Consider the following 18905-nt stretch of genomic DNA (forward strand, 5'->3'; position numbering starts at 1 on the left):
CCCCGTTCGGCTGCCGGGTGTGCCCGGCCGTCACCCGGCCCGGGTCCCGGAGGACTCCGGGGCCCCGGCGGCGGCCGGCTCGTCCGCGGTCAGGCGCTTGCCGAGCAGGACGAACAGCAGGATGAGCCCCACCGTGAGCACGACGTGGCCCAGCCCGGCGAACCAGGCGACGGCTTCGGGCACGGTGCGGCCGAGCACGGTCCCGGTGCCGCGGAAGACCATCGCCAGCACGGTGATCGCGAGCCCCGCGTTGTAGAACCAGAAGAAGGCGGTGAACTGCTTCGTCCCGGAGAGCCCGAACTGCTTGTCGAGGGCGAGGACGATGAGGAAGCCCAGCATGCCGAGGGCCAGCAGGTGGGTGTGCACCACCGAGAGCTGCGTCTCGCCCTCGAAGTGGTGGTACTTGGTCAGTTCCCGGTAGTACAGACCGGACACCACGCCCAGGATCATGTAGGTGTGGGCCGCGTAGTAGGACTTGCGCATGGTCGTTCGTTCCCCCGTCGCTCGTGGAGTCGTACCGGTGCGGACTGTCGGACGCGCGAGGACACCCTAGGACGCGGACGGGCGGTCCGAGGAGGTTCCGGACACGCGGATGTCGTGAGGGGTCACGTCCCGGACTGACCCGTATGGCCGACGCGACCGTGAACGTGCACGGGTGCGGCTGCGGGCGGACTAGTATCGATCAATGACGGACACCACGGACAGAGCAGGGGAACTCGCGGCCCTGGCGGCCCGGTTCCCGCACCTGCACGCCCCGCAGCGCTGGGGCTGGGGCGGTATCGACGCGCAGTTCTCGGCGGAGCTCCCGCCGGACGAGCTGATCACGAACATCCATGTCGTCGGCTTCACCGAAGGCGGGGTGGTCCTCTGCAAGGACGCCCGCGGGCACTGGTTCCTGCCGGGCGGCACCCGGGAGGCCGCCGAGTCGGTGGAGTCGTGCCTGGAGCGGGAGTTGCGGGAGGAGGCGGGGGCGAGACTGCTCTCACCGCCGGTCTGGATCGGCGCCCACCATGCCGTCACCGACGCCCCGGAGCCGTACCGGCCGTGGCAGCCGCACCCGGAGAAGGCCTGGCTGTGGGGCTGGGCCGAGGTGGTGGTCGACTCACTGCCGACCAACCCGGACGACGGCGAGCAGGTGGTCGAGGTACGGGCGATGCCGGCCGAGGAGGCCCAGCGCCTGCTCGTCCGCGGCCGCGACGCCTGGTGGGGCGAACTGGTCGCCCTCGCCGTGGAGTCCCGCGCGGCGCACCGCTGACCGGCGGGACGCCGCGTGCCGCCCCTGCGTTCAGGACGGGTCGAGCGGGACCGATTGCTCCGTGACGGGGACGAGGCACCGCTGGGCGCTGCAGGCCCCGTAGCTGATCACGGCGCCGGCCTGTCCCGTCCCGGTGCTGCGGACCGGCACGGTGAGGGTCACCGGGCCGTCCGGGTAGACCGGCAGGGCAACGCCGAGGCCGGACGGGCTGACGGTCCGCAGCGGCCGGTCTGCCTTCGGCGTGCCGGCCGCCGCGAGCGACCCCCGGAGTCCGAGCCTGGTCGGAATGCCGAGGCCGGACACTCCGCCCTCGGGCAGGTCGACGCTGTAGAGGTGGAAGCCCGGTTCCTGCGGGGTGAAGGTGGCCCGCAGGAGCCGGGGCGATGCGTCGGCGGCGTCCAGTCGGAGTTCGACCGTGACGCCACCGCCGATGTAGCGGCCCGACGGCGCGGGCTCCGGCCGGCTCGGGGCGGCGCAGCCGAGCGGCAGGAGGAGCGCCGCGCCGAGGAGCGCGGCGTGCCGGGGACGGAGCGTCACTTCGCGGACCACTGCTTGAGGAAGGCGGCCACGGTGCCGGCGCTCATCGAACGTGCGTCGGCGAAGGAGCCGTCGTTGGTGGCGGTGCGGACGGTGCCGTCCGGGGCGAGCACGGCCAGGGCCGGGATGCCGCTCGTCTTCAGGTCGACGTAGCGGGCGGCGAGGTCGAGGTTGTGGTCGAAGCGGCCGACGTCGATGGCGACCACCCGGTAGTCGGTGTGGAGCAGCGGCGCGACCTGCTCGGCGTGGAAGAGCCGGTCGAGGACGTGGCAGTCCGGGCACCAGTCGGCGCCGAAGTCGAGCAGCACCTGGCGGTGGTCGGTCGCGGAGAGCGCGAGGGCCGCCTTGATGTCGGCGGCGGCGTCGCGGCTCTCGTCGTAGCCGTCGGGGATCTCCGCGTCGGCCGTGGCCGCGGCGGTGGGGGTGGCGGAGGAGGCGGCCGCGGCCGGTGCGGCCGTGACGGCGGCGGTGGCGGACGGTTCGGCCTTCGGTGCGCAGCCGGTGGTGACGGCGGCTGCGACGGCAAGAGCAGTGAGCAGGGCGCGAGGGCGGCCCATGGATTTCCTCCCCGACGATCATGGACAACCCGAGGAGGATAGCGGGGCCGCAGCACCCGGGGGCGTGTGGGGTGGGTACCCCACACGCCCCTGTGGCACCAGGCCTAGCGGGTCAGGCCGGCCCGGCGGAGGGCGTCGGCCATGGCGGAGTTGACCACCGGTGCCTGCTCGCGGCCGCCGCCGCGGCGGTCCTGGCGGGGCGGGCGCGAGCCGCGGTCGCCGCCGCGCCGGTCGCCGCGGTCGCCGCGGTCCGCCCGGTCGCCGCCGGAGCGGGGTGCGGTGTCGTCGTCGAGGCGGAGCGTCAGGCCGATGCGCTTGCGGGGCACGTCCACCGAGGTGACCTTGACCCGGACGATGTCGCCGGGCTTGACCACCTCGCGCGGGTCCTTGACGAAGTTCTTGGACAGCGCGGAGACGTGCACGAGGCCGTCCTGGTGGACGCCGATGTCGACGAAGGCGCCGAACGCGGCGACGTTGGTGACGACGCCCTCGAGCACCATGCCGACCTCGAGGTCGCCGATCTTGTCGACGCCCTCCTTGAAGGTGGCGGTCCGGAAGGCCGGGCGCGGGTCGCGGCCGGGCTTGTCGAGCTCGCCGAGGATGTCGCTGACGGTCGGCACGCCGAAGGTGTCGTCGGCGAAGTCGGCCGGGCGCAGCGCGCGCAGCGCGGAGCTGTTGCCGATCAGGGCGGGCAGGTCGCCGCCGGTCGCGGCGAGGATGCGGCGGACAACCGGGTACGCCTCGGGGTGGACGGCGGAGGCGTCCAGCGGGTCGTCGCCGCCGGGGATGCGCAGGAAGCCCGCGCACTGCTCGAAGGCCTTCGGGCCGAGCCGGGCGACGTCCTTGAGCGCCCGGCGGGTGCGGAAGGGGCCGTTGGCGTCGCGGTGGGCGACGATGTTGTCGGCGAGGGTGCCGGTGATGCCGGAGACCCGGGTGAGCAGCGGCGCGGAGGCGGTGTTCACGTCGACGCCGACGGCGTTGACGCAGTCCTCGACGACGGCGTCCAGCGAGCGGGAGAGCTTCACCTCACTGAGGTCGTGCTGGTACTGGCCGACGCCGATCGACTTGGGGTCGATCTTGACCAGTTCGGCGAGCGGGTCCTGGAGGCGGCGGGCGATGGAGACCGCGCCGCGGATGGAGACGTCCAGGCCGGGCAGTTCCTGGGAGGCGAAGGCGGAGGCCGAGTACACGGAGGCGCCGGCCTCGGAGACCATGACCTTGGTGAGGCCGAGGCCGGGGTTGCGCCCGATCAGGTCCTCGGCGAGCTTGTCGGTCTCGCGGGAGGCGGTGCCGTTGCCGATCGCGACGAGGTCGACGGCGTGCTTCTTCGCGAGGGCGGCGAGGGTGGCGAGCGCGGCGTCCCACTTGTTGGCGGGCTGGTGGGGGTAGATCGTGTCGTGGGCGACGACCTTGCCGGTGGCGTCGACGACGGCGACCTTGACGCCGGTGCGGAAGCCCGGGTCGAGGCCCATGGTGGCGCGGGTGCCGGCCGGGGCGGCGAGCAGCAGGTCGCGCAGGTTGGCGGCGAAGACGCGGACGGCCTCGTCCTCGGCCTCCTGGCGCAGCCGGGTCCGCAGGTCGATGCCGAGCCGGACGAGGATGCGGGTGCGCCAGGCCCAGCGGACGGTGTCGGTGAGCCACTTGTCGGCGGGGCGGCCGCGGTCGGCGATGCCGAAGCGGGCGGCGATCCGCTGCTCGTAGTCGGTCTCGCCGGGGAGGTCGGTCCCCTCGGAGCCGTCCAGCGGGGAGAGCTCGAGGTCGAGGATCTCCTCCTTCTCGCCGCGGAGCATGGCGAGAATGCGGTGCGAGGGGAGCTTGGTGTAGGGCTCGGCGAAGTCGAAGTAGTCGGAGAACTTGGCGCCGTCCTGCTCCTTGCCCTCGCGGACGGTGGCGACCAGGCGGCCCCTGGTCCACATCCGCTCGCGGAGCGAGCCGACCAGGTCGGCGTCCTCGCCGAAGCGCTCGACGAGGATGGCGCGGGCGCCCTCGAGGGCGGCGGCGGTGTCGGCGACGGCCTCGTTCAGGTAGCCGGCGGCGAGGGCGGCCGGGTCCTGGGCGGGGTCGGCGAGCAGGGTCTCGGCGAGCGGCTCCAGGCCGGCCTCGCGGGCGATCTGCGCCTTGGTGCGCCGCTTGGGCTTGAAGGGGAGGTAGATGTCCTCCAGGCGCGCCTTGGAGTCGGCGGCCAGGATGCGGGCGCGCAGTTCGTCGTCCAGCTTGCCCTGCGCCTCGACGGACTCCAGGACGGCGGTGCGGCGCTCCTCGAGCTCGCGCAGGTAGCGCAGGCGCTCTTCGAGGGTGCGCAGCTGGGCGTCGTCGAGTGCGCCGGTGGCCTCCTTGCGGTAGCGGGCGATGAAGGGCACGGTCGAGCCGCCGTCGAGCAGGTCGACGGCCGCCTTCACCTGCCCCTCGCGGACGCCCAGCTCTTCGGCGATCTTGCGTTCGACCGGCATGGTCACGGAGCCTGCCACCTTCTCCCGGGGTTCCTCCTGGTACGCCCTGCATTCTGGCAGGTGCGGCGCGCCGGATCGGGTCGGGCCGTGTCCTGCGGGCGGCGTGGCGCGTTGTGCTGACGGTCGGTGACACACGGTTGCACCGTGATCACCCGGCCCGATTTGTCTGGTATGAGATAGATCACAGGCACGCGCAGCTCCATGGAGGCGAAGGTGGCTCAGGGTCCGACACCGGTCACCCAGTGGGGGATGCCCCTGGACGGGCCGTTCCGCTGGACGCGACCCGCCACCTGGCCCCGTGAGGCCCTCGCCCTGGCCGGCTACTGGATCGCCTCGCGGCTGGTCATGATCGCCATGCTGCGCTCCGGCAAGGCCGAGCAGGCCGTCGAGGTGCACCGCACCTACTTCCACTGGTACGAGGTGCTGCGCGAGGGCCACTTCCCGGTGGGCGACGTGACCTGGCAGTACCCGCCGGGTGCGGCGCTGACCATGCTGGCGCCGGGCCTGGTGCCCTACCTCACCTACCTGCAGGCGTTCGTGCTGCTGATGCTGCTCACGGACGCCGTCACCCAGGCCGCGCTGGTGCGGGTGTCGCTGCGCCGCAACGGCGGGGTGCACCGGGGCCGCTCGACCGCCGGGGCGTGGATGTGGGCGCTGTCGCTGCCGCTGATGCTGGGCCTGCCGTACGGCCGGTACGACCTTCCGGTGACGGCGCTGGCGATGGCCGCGCTGCTGCTGATGCCGAGCCGGCCGCGGGCCGGCGGGGCGCTGGCCGGGATCGGCGCGATGGTCAAGGTGTGGCCGGCCCTGGTGGTGCTCGGCGCGCCCCGCGGCAGGGGCACCCGGCAGGCCTGGACGGCGATGTGCCTGTCGGCGGCGGCGCTGCTGCTGGTGCTGGCGACGCTGTTCGACGGTGCGCTGGACTTCCTGACCGCGCAGCGCGGCCGCGGCGTGGAGATCGAGTCGCTGGGCGGCAGCGTGCTGCACGTCGCCAGGGAGCTGGGCTGGCCGGGCGAGGTCGACATGCACTACGGCTCGCTGGAGTTCCTCGGCCCGCACGTGGACCTGGTGGCGAAGGTGTCGCTGGTGCTGACCGCCCTCGCCTTCGGCTGGCTGCTGCTGTGGCGGTTCCGCGCCCGCCGGTGGAACCCCGCGCTGCCGTACGACGCGGCGCTGACCGCGGTGCTGCTGTTCACCGTGACCAGCCGGGTGATCAGCCCGCAGTACCTGATCTGGCTGATCGGCCTGGCGGCGGTCTGCCTGACGGTGCGCGGCTCCTCGCAGCGCCCGGTGGCGGTGGTCATCCTGCTGGCGGTGGGCGTCACCACGGTCGACTACCCGCTGTTCTTCGACGCGATGATCAAGGGCGGCTGGCAGCCCACGCTGGTGATCGTGGCCCGCAACGGGCTGCTGCTGACCGCCTCGCTCTGGTCGGCGGCCCGGCTGTGGCGGGTCTCGGTCTCCCCCGTGGCGGCGCTGCAGGAGGCACCGCGGGTGAACCGCGGCCCGATCCGGGTGGCCTGAGCAGCAGGCCGGCGGCCGTCCGGCGGCCCGAAACCCGATGGTCCGCCACCGGGCGCCGGACTACCGTTCGCCCCATGAACCGATCCGACTACGTGTCAGCTCTCCGCGAGGGCGCCGCCCGCCTCGCAAAGGCCGCCGACGGCCGCCTCGACCTGCCCGTCCCCGGCTGCCCGGACTGGACGGTGCGGGACCTCGTCCGGCACACCGGCGAGGTCTACCTCTTCTGGCGCCTGATCGCCTCCGGCGAGCTCGCCGGCCCCGACGGCTACGAGGACCCGGCCCCGGTCGGCGACGAGCAGCTGATCCCCTGGTTCGGCACGCAGTGCGAGGAGCTGGCCGCCGTGCTGGCGGAGCTCGACCCGGACGAGCCGCGCTGGTCCTGGTCCGCCCGCAAGGACGCCGGGTTCGTCCAGCGCCGGATGGCCCAGGAGACGGCCGTGCACTGCTGGGACGCCCAGTCCGCGGCCGGTCTCGCCGAGCCGGTCCCCCGCGCGGTGGCCGTCGACGGCATCGACGAGTTCCTGGCGCTCTTCCACGACGAGGCCGTCCCGCCGGCGGACTTCCCGGAGGGCGGGGTGCACCTGCACGCCACCGACGGTGAGGGCGAGTGGTCGGTGCGGGTCGCCGACGGCGCGTGGACGGTCGCCCGCGAGCACGCCAAGGGTGCGGTGGCCGTCCGCGGCGAGGCCTCCGACCTGCTGCTGTGGCTCTGGGGCCGGGTCGGCGACGACCGGCTGGAGGTCTTCGGGGACGCCTCGCTGCTGGAGGCCTTCCTCCGCTCCTTCGACCGGGACTGACGGGCCGTCCGGGGCATCAGCGGCGGGGCACCGACGGAGGGGGCGTCACCAGACCGGGCGCAGCCTCCCACTGGGGGTCAGCTCCGCCAGGTCGGCGGTGAGCCGCCCGATGCGCTGCTCCCCGAGGGCCTCCTGCCAAGGGCGGACGGCGTCGGCGGCGGCCTCGTCGGCGGCCCGGGTGCAGGCCCACCCCCGCGCGGTCAGGATCACCAGGCGGGCGCGGGCGTCACCGGGGTGCGGGTGGCGCTCCACGTATCCCTTGCGGACGAGTTCCTCCACCATCTGGCTGGCGGCCTGCTTGGTGACGCCGAGGTGCTCGGCGAGTTCGCCGACGGTCGCGCCGTCGGGGGCGAGCCGGACGAAGGCGAAGCCGTGCGCCGGCCGCACGTCGTCGAAGCCGCGGGCCCGTACGCCCTCGTCGATGGTGCGGACCAGGTCCGCGGCGAGGCCGAGGACCAGGGGCGGAAGGGCGCGGGCAACATGCTCGTCCATGGCGGACAGTCTAGGCACTTGACGATCCACCGGGCTCCGGGCCGGGCCGGCCCACCCACAAACAAGTCCAGCCGCTTGACTATATGGTCAATCCTCCTGACTATATAGTCAAGCAAGCTGACCATTGAGCCCGGAGGAATCCCGCATGCCGGTCGTCCGCCCCGCCGACGCCACCGTGTACGAGCTGCACGGCGCCCGCTTCACCTCGCACGCCTCGGCCACCACCGGCGCGGACCGGCTCCGCGCCTGGCGCCTGGACGTCCCGGCCGGCACCCGGGGCGTGGAGCACACCATCAGCCACGAGGAGGTGCTGCACGTGCTCGACGGCACCCCGGCCGTCACCCTCGACGGCACCACCGTCGTCCTCGCCCCCGGGGACACCGCGGTCGCCCCGGCCGGCTCGGTGCTCCGGCTGGACAACCCCGGCCCCGGCCCCGCCGCCGCATGGGTCACCAGCACCGTCGGCCTGCAGGCCGTCCTCCCGGACGGCTCCACGGTCACCCCGCCCTGGGCCGGCTGAACCCGGGCCCGGTCGGAGTCAGGACCGGCCGGGCCCCGGGCGGGCCGAATCGAACCGCCGATCGGGGGAAGGATGCGCGCGCGGGCCGGACACCCGCGCCCGCACCGACCCAGGAGGTTCTGCGATGGCCCGCCGGTCCGTACCCGACACCGCCGCCGAGAACGACCGCACCACCGGGAAGGACGATCCGGTCCGCGCCGGCCGTCGGCTCCCCGCGCTCCCCCGCGTCCTCCGGCTGCCGCTCGCCCTGGCCGCCGTGGTCGCCCTGCTGCTCACGGCGGCCCGGCTCGACCTGGTGCCCGGCCTGCCGGACCCGTTCGCCCGGCGGGAGGTCGACCGCAGCCAGCCCGCCGTCCTCAAGTCCATCCAGAACATGAGCCGGTACACCGCCGCCACCGGCAACTTCCAGGTCATCGTCGACCTCGACCAGGACGCGAAGTTCCTGCCGTCCCAGCTCCTCGGCAAGCGCACCCTGTACGTCGCCGCCGGGACCGTCGGCGCCTACGTCGACCTCGGCGGCCTGCAGCAGGGCGCGGTGACCGTCTCCGAGGACCGCCGCACGGCCACCGTCGCCCTGCCGCACGCCCGCCTCGCCGAGGCCGCGCTCGACGTCCGCCGCTCGTACGTCTTCTCCCAGCAGCGCGGCCTCTTCGACCGGATCGGCGACTTCTTCTCCGGCAACCCCGGCGACCAGCAGCGGCTGGAGATCCTCGCGACCGAGAAGATCCAGACCGCCGCCCGCGACACCGCCCTCACCACCACCGCCGAGACCAACACCGCAGCCATGCTCGAGGGGCTGCTGCGCTCGCTCGGCTTCACCACGGTCACCGTCACCACCGCCGCCTGATCCACCGGGCCGAGGCCGGGCGGCACCGGTCCGCCGACCGCTGCCGCACGGCCCGGACCGCCCTACGGTCGAAGCATGTCCACCGCGCACGCCCTCGGGCCGCGCCGCCGCGCCACCGTGTACGGCACCGCCCCGGCCCCGCCGTCCGCGGCCTGCGGACGGGGCGGGCCGCCGCCGGCCACCCGTTCGGCGGACTGCGGCCGCAGGTTCCGCCCCCGCCGGCCACGGCCGCTGCGCGATCCGCACACCCCACCCCGGCGCGGGCCCGTCCCGGCGCCCGGAGACAAGGAAGCGACATGCCGAGGATCACGACCGCCGACGGCACCGGCATCTTCTACAAGGACTGGGGCAGCGGGCGGCCCGTCGTGTTCAGCCACGGCTGGCCGCTCAACGCCGACGCCTGGGACGAGCAGCTCAGGCTGCTCGCCGAGGAGGGCCACCGGGTGGTCGCCCACGACCGGCGCGGCCACGGCCGCTCCGACCAGCCCTGGCAGGGCAACGACATGGACACCTACGCGGACGACCTGGCCGCGCTGATCGAGCACCTCGACCTGCGCGACGCCGTCCTGGTCGGGCACTCCACGGGCGGCGGCGAGGTCGCCCGGTACATCGGGCGGCACGGCACCGCGCGGGTCCGCAAGGCCGTGCTGCTCGGCGCGGTGCCGCCGGTGATGCTGCAGAGCGCGTCCAACCCGGAGGGCAGCCCGATGGAGGTCTTCGACGGGATCCGGGCCGGCGTGGCGGCCGACCGCTCGCAGTTCTACTGGGACCTCTCGGAGAGCTTCTACGGCTTCAACCGCCCCGGCGCCGAGGTCTCCGAGGGCACCCGCCGGGCCTTCTGGCTGATGGGCATGCAGGCCGGCCTGCGCGGGGCCTACGAGTGCATCAAGCAGTTCTCGGAGACCGACTTCACCGAGGACCTGCAGCGGATCGACGTCCCGACGCTGATCGCGCACGGCGACGACGACCAGATCGTGCCGCTGCAGGCCTCCGCCCTGAAGACGGCCCAGCACGTGCCGGACAACACCCTCAAGATCTACGAGGGCGGCTCGCACGGCCTGTACGGCGCCTACCGGGCGGCCTTCGAGACGGATCTGCTCGAGTTCGTGGCTGACTGACGCCGCGGACCTGCGTCCGAACGCCCGCCGGGCCCGGCCGATCGACCGGGCCCGGCGGGCGCGCGTCCGGGGACGCCGCAGCTCAGCGGCCGGTTTTCCGGCGCTCCCACATCGGCGCCACCACGGCGACCAGGGCGACGGCGAAGCCGATCTGCAGCAGGTGCCGGGTCCAGTCCACTCCCCCGGTGTGTGCGACGCCGATCCAGCCTGCGACCGCGTTGCCCAGCAGCGCACCGGCGGCGCCGAGCAGCATCGTCAACCACCACGGGATCGCCTGCGGCCCGCGCAGGACCAGCTTGGCCAGGACGCCGAGCACGAAACCGATCATCAGAATCCACAGCAGTTGGAACACGGCTCCTCCGCTCTGCCGGGCCTCGGCCCGCCCCGACCGGCCGCAGCCTGACCCGGCACCGCCGTCACAGGGGGGTGATCCCCAGCTTGCGCCCCCCACCCCGGATCAGTCGAGCGGGGCACCCACAGGGGCCCGGGGACTGCACAGGGGCGCGTGGGGGCACCTACTGCGGCTCGATGCTGCGGTGGGCGTCGGCGAGGAGGAGGTAGCCCTCGGCGTTGGCCTTGATGCCGGCGCGCTCCTCCTCGGTGAGGGGTCGGCGGACCTTCGCCGGCACGCCCGCGACCAGGGAGCCGGGGGGCACCTCGGTGCCCTGGGTGACCACGGCCCCGGCGGCGATCAGCGAGCCGGCGCCGATCCGGGCGCCGTTGAGGACGGTGGCGCCCATGCCGACCAGCACGTCGTCCTCGACGGTGCAGCCGTGCAGCACCGCGTTGTGGCCGACCGAGATCCGCTCGCCGAGCTTCAGCGGGAAGCCCGGGTCGGCGTGCAGGGTGCAGTTGTCCTGGATGTTGGTGTCGGCGCCGACCGAGATCGCCTCCGCGTCGCCGCGCAGCACGGCGCCGTACCAGATGCCGGCCCGGGCGGCGACGGTGACCGCGCCGACGACGACGGCGTTGGGGGCGACGAACGCCGTCGGGTCGACCGCGGGCACCCGGCCCGCAACGGCGGCGATCAGCGGCTCGGCCATGCTCGTTCTCCTGTTCTGGGGGGTACCCGGGGACGTGCGTGCGGAAGCGGGCGGGACGGGCTCAGCCCTCGTACGGGAGGAGTTCGGCGCGCTTGGGCGGGCGGCCGTCGCCGGAGGAGCGGCCGGTGAGGCGGCGGCCGATCCAGGGGCCGAGGTGGCTCCGCAGCCAGCGCAGGTCGGCGCCGAGCTTCGCGGTGCGGCTCTGCGGGGCCGCGGGCGGCAGCGGGATGCGCCAGTCCTGGGCGGCGGGGCGGCCGAGTGCCTCGAGGACGGCGACGGCGACCCGGCGGTGGCCCTCCGCGGAGAGGTGGAGGCGGTCCTCGGCCCACATCCGCGGGTCGTCGAAGCAGGGGGCGCTGAAGAGGTCGACGACGACCGCCTTGCCGCCGGAGTCCCGGGCGATGCCCTCGACGAAGGCCTTGAGCTCCAGGACGGCCGGCAGCAGGCGGGTGCCGCCGGGCATCCGGCGGCTGGGGTCGGTGCTGGTGAACATGACCACGGTGGCGCCGCCGGCGAGCAGGGTGCGGGCGGCGATGCCGAACCGTTCCCTGACGTGGGCGATGTCGCAGCCGGGGCGCAGCACGTCGTTGAGTCCGCCGGCCAGGGTGACCAGGTCGGTGCCCATGGCGGCGGCCGGCCCGACCTGCTCGTCGCAGATCTGGCCGATCAGCTTGCCGCGGACGGCGAGGTTGGCGTAGCGGAAGCCGTCGCCGTTCCGTTCGGCGGCCAGTGCGGCGGCGAGCCGGTCGGCCCAGCCGCGGTAGTGGCCGTCGGGCAGCAGGTCGTCGCACATGCCCTCGGTGAAGGAGTCCCCGACGGCGACGTAGCTGGTGAAGGTGGCTGTGTTCTCCATGGCCCGACGATCGTACGCGCAGCTGCTACCGGCGGGTACGAAGGGGCGCCCCGTGCTCGGGGGCGCCCCCGGGGGTGGTGCCTCAGCTGGGGTGGGAGGCGGGACGGCGGCCGCGGAGGTGGCGTTCGACCTCCTCGGAGCTGGGTGCCCGGCGGGTGAAGACGTCCTGGCCGACGACGGTGGACTCCCAGACGTCGGAGGCGGCGGCCGACCGGGTGAGCAGCCAGGTGGCGAGGATGGTGTCGTCGCCGTCCAGGTACTGGCCGCTCCAGCTGGTGACCGAGCCGGCGTCGCCCTGCTCGTTGCGCCAGGCGACCGTCCAGCCGACGGCGGTGCCGTGGCCCGGCCGGGCGGGGGTGTCCTGGCGTCCGGTGAGGTCGTACGGTCCGGCGACGTGTCCGGCGCTCGAGACGTACGTCCCGGTGAGGCCGCCGGACTCGTCGGCTGTGAGCCGCATGTGCGAGCCGAACTCGTTGTACCAGTCTCCGGCGATGGTCATGGATGGTCTCCCTGGGCGGACTGTGCGGGGCTTGCCCTCCCAGGATCGGCCGCGGGGGCGGGCTTCGCACCGCAACCCGGCCGGTGTCGGCCCCCGTTCGCGGGGGCGCCGGCGCCGCGGCCACCGGACAGGACGGTGGCCGCGGCGCCGGCGGGTCCGGGTCCGCTCAGCGGGTACCGGCGGAGCGGCGGCGGAGCAGGACGGCGGCGCCGCCGGCGAGGGCGAGCACGGCGGCTGCCGCTGCGGCCCACCATGCGGTGGCCGGCCCGGCCGGGGCGCGGTCGGGTGCGGCGGCCGCCACCGGGGCGGTGCCGGCGGCCGGCGGTGCGGACTCGTCCAGGCCGGGGTAGCCGCCCGCCAGGCCCTTGCGGTCGTAGGCCGAGCCGGGCAGCTTGTCGCCGTAGCGGGCGGTGACGAGCTTCTGGTAGGCGGCCAGGGTGGTGCTGCGGCGGCCGCCGAGGCCGGTGGTCGCCTCCTGGTTGAGCGCCTCGACCTGGCCCTTGTCGGTGAGCCGGTACCAGGCGTGGATCTGCGGCTCGGTGAAGGTGCGGGCCTGGGCGGTGCCCTGCTCGGCGAGGGAGACCTCGCTGTCGCCGTCCCGGATGCCGGCCAGCTGCCAGCTGCGGTCCCGGTCCTGCGGGGCGAGCAGCACGGAGGCGCGGTGGCCGTCGGCGGCGGCGACCCGGGAGGCCAGGTAGGACAGCCGCAGGGCGTTCTCGGCGGTGGGCCTCGCCTTGCCGGAGACGAACTCGGGTGCGAGTTCGTACAGCGCGACCGGGTCCTTCAGGTCGAAGGCGGGCGGTCCGGCGGGGGCGGCGTCGCTGCGCGGGGCGCCGACGGTGCCGCCGTCGGCGGCCGCGGCGGCCGGGGCGCCGGGCTGCCGGGTGGCGACCAGGAAGCGGGAGACGGTGTCCCGGACCTGGCCGGACTGCAGGACCTGCTTGGCGGTTCCGAGGTCGGGCCCGTCGGCGTGGGCCGGGGACGCGGAGGCGAGCAGGGCGAGTGCGGCGCCGGCGGCGAGCACGGCCGTGCGGCGGAGCTGCGGTGTGATGGGCACGTTCTGTCGTCTCCTCAGCCCTGGATGCCGATGCGGGAGTGGGTCCACTGGAACGAGTTGTTGCTGGAGTAGGTGTTGTAGTTCCACCAGGTGTAGGTCTGGGTGCTGGGCCAGGGGTCACCGACGGCGATCATGTTGCTGGCACTGTCGTAGCCGTAGACGACGTTCATGTGGCCGCCGCCGGTGCGCCAGCCGATCCGGACGGCGAACGGGCGGCCGGCCGCGATCTCGGTGGTGGACTCGGCGAACGAGGCGTTGCGGTACAGGCTGCGGCCGCTGTTGGACATCCCCAGCCGGGCCAGGCCGTTCGCCATGTCCTCCAGCGTCGCGGGCTGGTTGTTGCAGTTCACCCAGGTGCCCTGGGCGGCGAGCCGGCAGAACTCCTCCTGGGTGGCGCTGCGGCCCCAGAAGTTGGCGATGGTCACGCCGGAGGCGTCCCAGCACCACTGGGTCCTGACCTGCTTCTGCATGCCGATGTTGAGGGTCCTGGCGGTGCCGGTCGGGGTGGTCGAGCCGCAGACCTGCAGGTTGTTGGTGTTCTCCTTGATGAAGGCGTCGGCGATGTAGTAGGTGCCGGACCAGATCCAGCGGGTGTTGTTCTCGACCCGGTCGCCGGTGGTGCGGCAGGCGGTGGGGACGCGGTCGCCGACCGCGGAGCTGCCGGTGACCTTGGCGGTCAGCGAGGGCTGGGCGCGCTGGTTGATGGTGCGGAAGCCGCCCTGGCCGGCGGTCACGGTGCCGGTGGCGGTGCCGGCCTGGGCGAAGACGCCGATGCCGAAGAGCAGGGCTCCGGAGAGTGCGGCGACGATCGCGGCCAGCAGTGTCTTCCTGCGGCGGGACGCGCGGAGTCTGTGCATGGTGCTCCTTGATCCGAGGGTCCGGCCCCGGGCCGCCGGGGTGGCCGGCGGCGGGTCGGGTGAACCGGAGGCGCCCGGGGCCGGGGTGTGCCCGGCCGGGCGTGCGCACGGGCGCGGGGACAAGAGGGCACGGGTGCGGCGGGGCGCGGATGCGCGGCCGCAGCGCCGTGCGAAGGGGGCGGGCCTGTGGGGTGCCCGCCGTGGCCGACCGGCCGTCAGGTCCGGGCGGAGCGCCGCAGGATGCGGACGGCGACGGTCACCGCGCCGCCCGCGAGGACGGCGGTGCCGAGGCCCGCCAGGGCGAGCAGCCAGGCCGGGCGGTCGCTGCCGGCCGCCGAGGGTGCCGGGCTCCCGGTGGCCGCGGTGCCGGCCGGGACGGGGTCGGTGACCGCGCCCGGCGAGCCGGACGGCGCCCGGGAGGTGCCGGTGGTCGGCCCTGCGGTACGGGCTGTCGGCCCGGTCGACGGGGCGGAGCCCGGCGGGTCGCTCACCGGCACGTCCAGGGTCCCCTGGTAGCGGCCGAGCCCGGGGAAGGCGGTCTCGGCGGTGACGGTCCAGTGGCCGGGCGGCAGGGCCTGTGCGGTGGTGAGGGTGCCGGGCTTGCCGGGCACGGCCACCAGCGGCCAGGGTCCGACGGTGCTGCCGTCGGGAGCGGTCGCGGAGAAGGTGCCCGCGATCCGCTCGTCGACCGGGTCCTGGTCGTTCTCCCACACGGCGGTGGCGAGCGGGTGCCCGGTGGTCGAGCCGGTGACGGTGAGGCGGATGGTGTCGCCGTGGGCGTGGGCCGTCGCGGCCGGGCCGAGCGTGAGCAGGCCGGTGAGGACGGTGCAGGCCACCGCGGTACGGAGGGTGCGCATGGGCGTTCGCTCCTGGGGCAGTCGGTGGTGCGGCGGGGGCCCGCCCGCGGCTGCGCGCGGGCCCCCGGTTGCTCGGCGGGGCGTCAGGACGCCTTCTGGACGGTCCAGCTGTGGTAGCCGGAGCCGGCCGGGTCCTGGAGTTCCATCAGCCAGGCGCCGTAGTACGGCCGGCTGCTGATGCCGAGGACGAGCGAGCTGCCCCTGGCGGTGACGGTCAGTCCGCTGCCCGCCGTCGCGATCCGCCACTGCTGTGCGGTGTTGGAGCCGTTGCAGGGCTGCTGGTACACCCACTGGCCGGCGGAGGCGGCGCCCCCGAGCTGCAGGCACTTGCCGGACACCGCGGAGCGGATCCGGGCGTAGCCGCTGCCGGCGTCGTCGAAGTACCAGCGCTGGCCCGCGTAGCCGTTGGGCTGCGAGGCGACCAGCACGGTGCCGTCGGCGGACTTGCCGCCCCACACCTCGGCGGCGAGGCCGGTGGTGCCGTTGACCATGGTGTACGCCTCGGTGGGCGTGGTGGTGGCGCCGGCCTTCGGGGTGTGGAAGGCGACGGTGCGGCCGGGTGCGGAGTCCTTGCCGGAGCGGTCGCGGAACGCCACCGAGACCTTGTAGTCGGTGTCCGGGCGCAGGTTGTAGATGCGCACCGAGTTCTGCTGGACCCAGGTGAGGAAGTTGCCGTTCAGCCGGACCTGGTACCACTCGGCGCCGTTGACCGCGGGCCAGTTGAGGACGGCGGAGTCCGAGGCGAGCCGGCCGACCGTCGGGTCCGGGCCGGTGGTGCCGGTCGGGCCGGTCGGGCTCGGCTTGGGCGACGGGGTCGGCGAGGAGGTCGGCGACGGGCTCGGGTTGGGGTTGGGGTTCGGGTTGGTGCCGCCGCCGGTCATCAGGAACCGGTTGTCGGCGACGTTCCAGTGCGTGGCCAGGTAACTGCCGGGCTTCGGACTGGTGTTGTAGTAGTCGTCGTGGTTGCAGTCCAGGCGCTCGTCGTGGCCGCGCTCGGGGCAGACGGTGCGCATCGCCGGGTAGTAGGGCGAGTCGGAGTAGCACATGACGTCCCACTCGTCGGTGCAGTGCGCGCCGCGGCTGGTGTTCGGCGCGCTGTTGTTGACCGCGCCGAGGTTGTGGCCGAGCTCGTGCGCCGCGGTGGAGCCGCCCCAGCAGCCGGAGTCCGTCCGGCCGTACGAGGGACCGAAGTTGGACAGGTTGTCCTGGGTCGGGCGCTCGTCGCCGGCGAAGGTGCCGATGCCGCAGTAGACGTTGGCGTCCGCGAAGACCATGTACTTGCGGTCCTTGCGGTTGAAGCCCTTCTGCGCCAGCGCGGAGTTCATCGCGCTGAACTCGGCCAGCGCCGAGTCCGGGAGCTCCACGTTGAGCACGGACGGCGTGCAGTCCGCCGCGGTCACGTACCGGATGTGCCGGACGCCGCCGGTCTCCTGGGCGCTGGCGAAGTAGATGGTGTCGGCGTCCGCGGCCCACTTGCGGAACGAGGCGGCGTACTGCGCGTACCGGTCCTTGCCGGGACCGTGCACGTAGACCACCTGGACGCGGTTGCCGGTGCTGCCGTCGCCGTCGCACTGGACGGTCTGGCCGGCGGGGCCGGCGGCCGCGGTGCGGCCGGGCTGGGTGCTCGCCGCGGGAGCCGGGGCCGCGGCGGCCGCCGGCTGGGCGGCGGCGTCGACGGCCGCCTCCGCACCGGCCGTCGGGGCCTGCGCGGCCTGGCCGGTCGAGCCGGTGCGGCTCGGGTCGGCGGCGGGCTCCTCCGCCTTCACCGCCGGGGCGGTGTCCTTCTTGATGTCCACGCCCTTGGGCGGGGAGTCGGGGCCGTGGGTGCAGTTGCCCTCGGCCGTCTTCAGCACGCCGACGCACTTGTCGCCCTTGGGGGCGGCCTTGAGGCCGGTGTACACCAGGCCGCGCGGCGGGTCGTTGCTGGGTATCGAGGCCACCGGTTCGGGGGCCTTGTCGTGCGCGGGATCGGAGGCCGGCGCGGCACCGTCGGCGGAGACGCCGGCCGCAGCCGTGCTCCGTTCGTCGGTGAAAGCGCCGCCCATGGCAGCGCTGCCCACGAAGACCCCCGCCGCGGCCACGGCAGCTGCCACCAGCATCACGCGGGTGTTGCGCCGCCGCTTGACCGCTCTTCTACGACCGGACAAACCACACCTCATTCCTTGGGAGGGGTTGAGTGCCGGGAATACTGCCAGAACGCCGGAACGGTGGGGCCGCCCGTGTTCTACGCGCGAAGAAGTACGGGGTTCAACGTCTCCACAATTCGACCCGGACGATCGTCAAATTCCTTGTGGAGAAGTTGAGTTGGATTGACGACGACGGATTGGTCCAGACCGACCCGCCGCCGCCTTCGCATACGACTTTATAGAAAAGTTATGTTTCGTGATCTGTCGTTAGACGCCCCGTCAAATAGTGAAATTGCACAGAGTAGGTGCAATATCACTCTGCATCATGACGGGCGGCGTAATTTCGGAGACACCTAAGACTGTCTTAAGGTTCGGCCGGGCCGACGACCCGACGATCCGTCAGACCGCTGACGCAGGGCCCGAGAGCACCAGTCGGACACCGAAGTTCCGATATCCCGCGCGGTCGAACGAAGCCGCCATCGGCGTGTTCCCGAAGTCGGTGTCGGCCCCGATCCGCGCCGCACCGCGGGCCGCATGGCTCCGGGTGATCTCGGCGAGCAGCTCGTCGACCAGCCCCCGGCCGCGCATCTCCGGGACGACCCCGAGGTAACCCACCACCGGGCCGCCGTTGTTGGCCGACGGCAGGGCGAACCCGGCCGGCACCCCCTCCGGGGTCCTGGCCAGCCGCCACCAGGAGCGGTCACCAGGCATCCGGAGGTAGTCGGCGAGGGTCTCCTCGGCCTGCACCTGCGGGTCCAGGCGGAGCAGGCCGCGCCGGGTGTCGTCGTCCAGGCTGCCGACCGCGACCTGCCGGAACACCTCGACGAACTCCTCGTCCGAGGCCTCCGAGAAGACCAGCCGTCCGCTGTCGGCGGGCACCGGGGCACCCGGCGTCCACTCGTAGCGGAGCCGCTCCAGCTCCTCGGTCAGACCGGCCCGGGCCGCGACGTCCCGGCGCCACTCCACCGCCGCCAGGACGGCCGGGTCGTCCCGCCAGGCCGGCGGCAGGAACAGGTGGTACTCCGGCAACTCCCCCGCGGGGAAGGCCGCATGGGCGGTGGTGAGCAGCTCCGCGGCCAGCGCGGCGGGGTCGGCCACCGAGTCGTCCACCCAGATGCAGTCCAGGGCGAGCGGCCGGTCGCCGGCCGGGAAGGTCCACCAGACGGCGCGGGCCAGCAGCCGGCCCTCTTCGTCCTCGGCGATCCAGGTGTGGGCAGGGCGGTAGCTGCCGTCCGCGAGGAACCGGCGGTAGCGATCGGGGTCGGCCCAACTGACCGGGGCCGTGACGGTGCAGGAGAGAACCTTGTCGAGATCGGACTCGACGGTGGGGCGGATGCGCACGCTGCCTCCGAAGCAGTGTCGGCAGGCGCTCCCCGACCGCAGGCACGTCGTGTGCTCTAGGCGGCCCGGTCGACTCCGTGGGGAAGCGCCGGTGTGTGAATGGTGTACATCGCGGTGCCTCCCTTCTCCGCACGGTGCGGGGCGGGCGCTCGGTGCGCCGGGTGATCACGTTAGG

The 18905-nt window shown here is 73.9% G+C and carries 20 protein-coding genes; 6 read left to right on the forward strand and 14 right to left on the reverse strand.

Annotated elements, in window-relative coordinates:
- Positions 1-30 precede the first annotated feature (30 nt).
- Positions 31-483, reverse strand: a complete 453-nt coding sequence (locus tag ACQ614_RS08695) for a DUF2871 domain-containing protein (protein WP_431677826.1) — start codon at positions 481-483, stop codon at positions 31-33.
- 202 nt (positions 484-685) lie between these two features.
- Here ACQ614_RS08695 and ACQ614_RS08700 point away from each other — a divergent pair, with 202 nt between their 5' ends.
- A complete protein-coding gene (locus tag ACQ614_RS08700; protein ID WP_431677827.1) occupies positions 686-1255 on the forward strand; it encodes an NUDIX hydrolase in 570 nt (189 codons plus the stop codon).
- 30 nt (positions 1256-1285) lie between these two features.
- On the opposite strand, the gene ACQ614_RS08705 is transcribed toward ACQ614_RS08700, so the two are convergent.
- The 3 genes from ACQ614_RS08705 to ACQ614_RS08715 all read right to left on the reverse strand — a co-directional run bounded on the left by ACQ614_RS08705 (position 1286) and on the right by ACQ614_RS08715 (position 4799).
- A complete protein-coding gene (locus tag ACQ614_RS08705) occupies positions 1286-1792 on the reverse strand; it encodes a hypothetical protein (RefSeq protein ID WP_431677828.1) in 507 nt (168 codons plus the stop codon).
- Positions 1789-2349, reverse strand: a complete 561-nt coding sequence (locus tag ACQ614_RS08710) for a thioredoxin family protein (protein ID WP_431677829.1) — start codon at positions 2347-2349, stop codon at positions 1789-1791. Before ACQ614_RS08710 ends, ACQ614_RS08705 begins: the two co-directional genes overlap by 4 nt.
- 104 nt (positions 2350-2453) lie before the next feature.
- Positions 2454-4799, reverse strand: coding sequence for a Tex family protein (locus ACQ614_RS08715; protein ID WP_431683866.1), 2346 nt, complete (start codon positions 4797-4799; stop codon positions 2454-2456).
- Between the two features lie 213 nt (positions 4800-5012).
- Here ACQ614_RS08715 and ACQ614_RS08720 point away from each other — a divergent pair, with 213 nt between their 5' ends.
- Positions 5013-6323 (forward strand): glycosyltransferase 87 family protein, encoded by a 1311-nt coding sequence (locus ACQ614_RS08720; RefSeq protein WP_431677831.1) that lies wholly within the window; start codon positions 5013-5015, stop codon positions 6321-6323.
- 74 nt (positions 6324-6397) lie between these two features.
- Positions 6398-7120 carry a maleylpyruvate isomerase family mycothiol-dependent enzyme gene (locus ACQ614_RS08725; RefSeq protein ID WP_431677832.1) on the forward strand — a complete coding sequence of 241 codons (723 nt, stop codon included), beginning with the start codon at positions 6398-6400 and terminating at the stop codon, positions 7118-7120.
- Positions 7121-7165: 45 nt separating this feature from the next.
- Here ACQ614_RS08725 and ACQ614_RS08730 read toward each other — a convergent pair whose 3' ends face one another.
- Positions 7166-7612, reverse strand: coding sequence for a MarR family winged helix-turn-helix transcriptional regulator (locus tag ACQ614_RS08730; RefSeq protein WP_431677833.1), 447 nt, complete (start codon positions 7610-7612; stop codon positions 7166-7168).
- 145 nt (positions 7613-7757) lie between these two features.
- Here ACQ614_RS08730 and ACQ614_RS08735 point away from each other — a divergent pair, with 145 nt between their 5' ends.
- From ACQ614_RS08735 to ACQ614_RS08745, 3 genes are all read left to right on the forward strand, one after another.
- Positions 7758-8132, forward strand: a complete 375-nt coding sequence (locus ACQ614_RS08735; protein WP_431677834.1) for a cupin domain-containing protein — start codon at positions 7758-7760, stop codon at positions 8130-8132.
- 124 nt (positions 8133-8256) lie between these two features.
- Positions 8257-8979 carry a DUF4230 domain-containing protein gene (locus tag ACQ614_RS08740; RefSeq protein WP_431677835.1) on the forward strand — a complete coding sequence of 241 codons (723 nt, stop codon included), beginning with the start codon at positions 8257-8259 and terminating at the stop codon, positions 8977-8979.
- Positions 8980-9275: 296 nt separating this feature from the next.
- Complete coding sequence (locus ACQ614_RS08745) at positions 9276-10097, forward strand: alpha/beta fold hydrolase (RefSeq protein ID WP_431677836.1); 822 nt, start codon at positions 9276-9278, stop codon at positions 10095-10097.
- An 82-nt stretch (positions 10098-10179) separates the two neighbouring features.
- Here ACQ614_RS08745 and ACQ614_RS08750 read toward each other — a convergent pair whose 3' ends face one another.
- From ACQ614_RS08750 to ACQ614_RS08790, 9 genes are all read right to left on the reverse strand, one after another.
- Positions 10180-10449: a GlsB/YeaQ/YmgE family stress response membrane protein gene (locus ACQ614_RS08750; protein WP_431677837.1), complete on the reverse strand. Its 270-nt coding sequence runs from the start codon at positions 10447-10449 to the stop codon at positions 10180-10182.
- 163 nt (positions 10450-10612) lie between these two features.
- The gene (locus ACQ614_RS08755; RefSeq protein WP_431677838.1) at positions 10613-11140 is read right to left on the reverse strand and encodes a gamma carbonic anhydrase family protein; all 528 of its coding nucleotides are present in this window, start codon (positions 11138-11140) and stop codon (positions 10613-10615) included.
- 61 nt (positions 11141-11201) lie between these two features.
- Entirely contained in the window at positions 11202-11993 is a 792-nt protein-coding gene (locus tag ACQ614_RS08760; protein ID WP_431677839.1) for an SGNH/GDSL hydrolase family protein, read from the reverse strand.
- 82 nt (positions 11994-12075) lie between these two features.
- Positions 12076-12492: an avidin/streptavidin family protein gene (locus ACQ614_RS08765; RefSeq protein WP_431677840.1), complete on the reverse strand. Its 417-nt coding sequence runs from the start codon at positions 12490-12492 to the stop codon at positions 12076-12078.
- A 166-nt stretch (positions 12493-12658) separates the two neighbouring features.
- Positions 12659-13549 (reverse strand): hypothetical protein, encoded by an 891-nt coding sequence (locus ACQ614_RS08770; protein ID WP_431677841.1) that lies wholly within the window; start codon positions 13547-13549, stop codon positions 12659-12661.
- Between the two features lie 14 nt (positions 13550-13563).
- Positions 13564-14406: a papain-like cysteine protease family protein gene (locus ACQ614_RS08775; RefSeq protein WP_431677843.1), complete on the reverse strand. Its 843-nt coding sequence runs from the start codon at positions 14404-14406 to the stop codon at positions 13564-13566.
- A gap of 215 nt (positions 14407-14621) precedes the next feature.
- Positions 14622-15263, reverse strand: a complete 642-nt coding sequence (locus ACQ614_RS08780; protein WP_431677844.1) for a hypothetical protein — start codon at positions 15261-15263, stop codon at positions 14622-14624.
- Positions 15264-15346: 83 nt separating this feature from the next.
- A complete protein-coding gene (locus ACQ614_RS08785; RefSeq protein ID WP_431677845.1) occupies positions 15347-17362 on the reverse strand; it encodes an RICIN domain-containing protein in 2016 nt (671 codons plus the stop codon).
- A 426-nt stretch (positions 17363-17788) separates the two neighbouring features.
- Positions 17789-18730, reverse strand: coding sequence for a GNAT family N-acetyltransferase (locus tag ACQ614_RS08790; RefSeq protein ID WP_431677846.1), 942 nt, complete (start codon positions 18728-18730; stop codon positions 17789-17791).
- Positions 18731-18905: the final 175 nt, after the last annotated feature.

This window comes from Kitasatospora dryopteridis (assembly GCF_050749075.1).
Classification (GTDB): Bacteria; Actinomycetota; Actinomycetes; order Streptomycetales; family Streptomycetaceae; genus Kitasatospora.